The 4,107-nt window shown below is 71.4% G+C and carries 4 protein-coding genes; 2 read left to right on the top strand and 2 right to left on the bottom strand.

Annotation, left to right across the window (positions count from 1 at the left end; all coding sequences use genetic code 11):
* Window positions 1-211: 211 nt before the first annotated feature.
* Together VIM26_RS02735 and VIM26_RS02730 are read right to left on the bottom strand one after the other, a co-directional pair.
* The gene (locus VIM26_RS02735; RefSeq protein ID WP_331948786.1) at window positions 212-1,189 is read right to left on the bottom strand and encodes a DUF3626 domain-containing protein; all 978 of its coding nucleotides are present in this window, start codon (window positions 1,187-1,189) and stop codon (window positions 212-214) included.
* A 195-nt stretch (window positions 1,190-1,384) separates the two neighbouring features.
* Complete coding sequence (locus VIM26_RS02730) at window positions 1,385-2,146, bottom strand: metal-dependent hydrolase (protein ID WP_331948785.1); 762 nt, start codon at window positions 2,144-2,146, stop codon at window positions 1,385-1,387.
* Between the two features lie 262 nt (window positions 2,147-2,408).
* On the opposite strand from VIM26_RS02730, the gene VIM26_RS02725 reads away from it, so the two are divergent.
* Window positions 2,409-3,569, top strand: a complete 1,161-nt coding sequence (locus VIM26_RS02725) for a Gfo/Idh/MocA family oxidoreductase (RefSeq protein WP_331948784.1) — start codon at window positions 2,409-2,411, stop codon at window positions 3,567-3,569.
* Window positions 3,570-3,741: 172 nt separating this feature from the next.
* Window positions 3,742-4,107: cation:proton antiporter (locus tag VIM26_RS02720; protein WP_331948783.1), on the top strand; the 366-nt coding region annotated here is incomplete at its 3' end.

Genomic DNA, 4,107 nt, shown 5'->3' with positions numbered 1-4,107 from the left:
GCTTCGGTGCCGGGCTTTTGGGAAGAATGTGTGCGTCTGGCGCACCAAACCTTCCCAAAACTGGATCGCTCCCGCTCGGGGCGGGCCCGCACGCAATGGACGTAACTTGAGGTCCACGCAGGCGGGATCCAGAGGAGGATCCCCGCTCGGGGGCGACTGGCAGGGGGGCCTAAGTTGCGACCATTGTGCCTGGCCCGGCCTGCGCGCGCTGCTACCGACCCGGCCAGGCGTAGCCGAACCTGGCGGTGCAGTGCCACAGCCGCTTGAGGATCTGCGGGGCATGGCGACCCGAGCGCGAAGCGTCACCGATGGTGCGGGCGTCCAGCCAGTCGCCCTCGGCGACCGCTCGGCCGGCTCGGACGACCTCCTCCCCGCGGTATTCGCCGTTCTCGGCGAGCACATCGACGTGCAGCCGGAACCCGTGGTGCCAGATCACCGGGAACGGCAGCGCCGCGGCTGTGGCCTCGATCTCGGTGCCTCGGTAGGAGGGGTCCAGCACCAGGGCCTCGATGTCGCGGTCCAGCGGTAGCGGTCCGTGCACCTGTGCCTCGATGTAGTCGTCCAGGACGTCGACCTCGTCGGCCTCGGCCAGGGCGATCAGGGACATATGCGCGGCGGTACCGACGGCCGTGGGCTCGGTGACCGAGTCGGGGTAGCAGAACGTCGTGCGCTCCAGCACATGGGGACGCAGGCGCAGGTGCGACGAGCCGAAGCGCACCGAGCCGCCCGCCGGACGCCCGCGGTGGTTCAGCGAGCCGTACTTGGGTCGGCGGTCGGGCGGGGCGTCGTCGTAGGTGCCGGCGAACATGCGCTGCTCCCACCGCCAGCGGTCCCCGCCGGGGTGAGCGGTCAGGCCTCCGTTGCTGGTGCCCGTCTCGAACTGGGAACGGTAGAGCCCGTCCGCCACCAGATGCTGGAGCAGGGGCACCTCACCGACGACGCGGTCGGGGTGGAAGTGCACGGTCACGCTCAGGCCGGCCTGCACCGGCGGGCCGGACGCAGACCCGGCCACGTGCGCCAGGGCCCGGCGCCAGCTGATCGGCCCCGCCGCCTGGGGGTCGCCATCGTCCTCATTGAGCACCACGGTCCATGATCGCAGCCGCGCGGGCCGGGCACGCCCGGCTGACCACGCGGACAGAGGCCCCCCGGCCAGGACGAGCACGAGGCCGGGCAGAGTCCGTTCGAGCACAACCGGCTCATCCCCGGCGCGAGCGGCTCGCGGTGTTCGCGATCATCGATGTCGCCTGCCACGACGCACAGGGCACACTCACTGGCCTGCCCGTCAGCGAGCAGCTCGGCGGTCCCGACGGCGCCGGGCCTCGGCGTGAGCAACCTGCCGCGAGTGTCACCTCCGCAGGGCTCGGGCCCGCGGAGGTGGCAACTTTCAGGCGGTGAGGACTCCGGTGGTCGCCGCGATTCCGTAGACCGTGTATCCGGAGAGTCCGATGCACAGCACCCACTCACGCTTCGACCCGGCGTTGCCGAGCACCGGCAGTGCGAGGTTCCCGTTGGGCTTCCAGATCCTGGACAGGATGGGGACGTCGTCCAGGAAGTTGGGCGGCTTGGGGACCCAGGGCCACAGCAGCGGCACCCCGCCGGTCGTGATCATGTCGCCGAGCAGATGCACGATGACCCCGACCATGACCGACGTCGGCAGCCAGGTCAGCTCGTGGGGAGCGTACTTCAGGACTGCGAGCACGACCACCGCGGCGCTGACCCACAGCCGCGCGATCCCTTTCGGGGAGATCTTCAGCGCCTTGTTGGCGCACGCGACGAGCGCGAGCAGCATCAGCGCCGAGCCGACCGGAACGTTGCCGAGGTTCGGCAGCACCGCCCACCACCGGCCGAGGAAGATTGTCCCGGCAGTGAAGCCGGCGACCGCGAGGATCGAGTGCATCCCGTGGCGATGCCCGCCCGACGCCGCCCCGGCCGCGGACGAGATGCCCTTCGTGAACATTCCGCCCGACTGGGCGATCGTGGCGCTGGTGTGGTCGACGTCGGGCAGCAGCGCGGCGCCCGCGGTCACGAGGGAGCCGAGCACCACCGACGTGGTCGGGAGCGGCTCGAGGCCGAGCGTGAACGGGACGGTCGCCGTGACCGCGATCCACGCCGCCGCACCGCTGATGGCGTGATGCCCGCCCATCATGAGGCGGCCGCAACGGATTGTGAGGTCGAACTGGGTGCGACGGACCTGCGGTGCGTGGTGATGGAAGGGCCTCTCGGTGCGTGGTCGAGCGAACGTGGGGCCACGCCGGCGCACGCTCTCGACCCAGAACGATCCCATCCCCAGGCGGGGTTGCCGACCACGAACATGCAGGTGGCGGGTTCGCCTAACATGAGCCTTTCCGTCGTTCTCCAGGAGAATCGTGTCGCGTCCAACCGCCGTCCAGCCGTCGAGAATCGCACTCGTGGGAGCCCATGGCTTCGGTGCCTCCTACCTGCCGCGCATCGCCGATCTCGCTGCGGCGGGCCTCGCCGAGCTGTGCGCGGTGGCCGATCCGCGTCCGCCAGAGGCCGGTGACGGCATACCGCCGCACGCACGGCGGTACACGTCCCTCGACGAGCTGCTCGCTCGCGAGGAGACGTCGCCCGACGTCGTCGTGCTCGCCACCCCGCTCCCCACGCACCTGCCGCTCGCCGAGCAGGCGATGCGAGCCGGCTCCGACGTGATGCTCGAGAAGCCCCCCGCGATCTCGCTGGCCGAGCACGCTCGCCTGGTCGCGATCGCCCGGGAGACCGGGCGCCGGTGCCAGGTGGGCTTCCAGACCTTCGGGTCGAACGTGTTCGCGGAGATCGACCGGATCGTGGCGAGTGGGGAGATCGGCGAGGTCACCGCGATCGGCGCGGTCGGGACGTGGGTGCGAACCGCCGGCTACTGGGCGCGTGCGCCCTGGGCGGGGCGGCGCCGGATGGACGGTCTGGACGTCGTCGACGGCGTGGTGACGAACCCGCTTGCCCATGCGGTGGCGACCGCGCTGCGCGTCGGGGGAGTGACCCGCGCGGAGGACGTCGAATCGGTCGAGACGGAGCTCTTCCGGGCGAACGCGATCGAGGCGGACGACACCTCGAGCGTGCGCGTCGTGTCGCGGGACGGGCGCAGCTTCGGGTTCGGCCTCACGCTGTGCGCGCCGGAACATCTTCCGGCGCGGATCCTCGTGCAGGGCACGCACGGGGAGCTGGACCTGTTCTACGAGACGGACCGGATCGTCGTGCGCACGCCTGCCGGGCAGTGGAGTCGGGTGAGTGACCGGACGGACCTGCTCGCCGACCTCCTCGCGGTGCGCGGCGACCCCTCGGCCACCCTGCGGTGCGACGTGCAGGACACGGGTGCGTTCATGCGCGTCCTCGACGCCGTGCGCGCGGCTCCCGAACCGGTGCCGATCGCCTCGTCCTTCGTGACCTGGCACGGTGACGGTGCGCAGCGTCGCCCGGTCGTGGCGGACGTCGAGCTGTGGTGCGAGCGGGCGGCCCGGACCGCGACGACCTTCGGTGCGCTCGGCGCCCCGTTCGCCGCGCCGGCCGACCTGATCGCGAGCGGGGATCAGCGGGATTCGTCGAGCTCCTGGTAGGCCTGCTCGGCGGTCCGCACCTGGGTGGCGCCCTGAGCGACCGCCCATTGCCTGGTGTCCCGATCGACCGCAAGCACGGTCCACCCATGGCCGTCCTCTGTTACGCCGGGCCGACACCGGTTTCGGCTAGCCTCAGCATCGGATGATCGCCATCGATTACGGGGGGCGTTTGATGACCTTCGGGACCCTTGCCATGATCTCGCTGATCGGCATCCTCGGCCCGCTGCTCGCGCTGCCGCGGCGGTGGAACCTGCCGGTCGTTCTCGGTGAGCTGATCGCCGGCATCGTGCTGGGCCCGACGGGGATCAGCGCGCTGGACGCCTCCGAGGGCACGTTCGCCTTCCTGGCCCAGATCGGGTTCGCGCTGGTGATGTTTGTCGCCGGTTCGCACGTCCCCGTTCGTGACCCGCACCTGCGCGCGGCGGCCCGGATCGGGGCGATCCGGGCCGCCGTCGTCGGCGTGAGCGCCGCGCTGCTCGGGGTGGCGCTGGCCGGCGCGTTCGGCACCGGCCACGGCGGGTTGTACGCGGTCCTGATG

The organism is Pengzhenrongella sp. (genome assembly GCF_036565025.1).
In the GTDB taxonomy this organism is placed as follows: Bacteria; Actinomycetota; Actinomycetes; order Actinomycetales; family Cellulomonadaceae; genus Pengzhenrongella.
Note: the sequence above shows the minus strand (reverse complement) of the source record. Positions and strands in the feature narration are given on the sequence as shown.

Bases quoted from the DNA above. Each gene is read 5' to 3' on its own strand.
- VIM26_RS02730 (WP_331948785.1), bottom strand. From the start codon at position 2,146: ATGATGGGCGGGCATCACGCCATCAGCGGTGCGGCGGCGTGGATCGCG.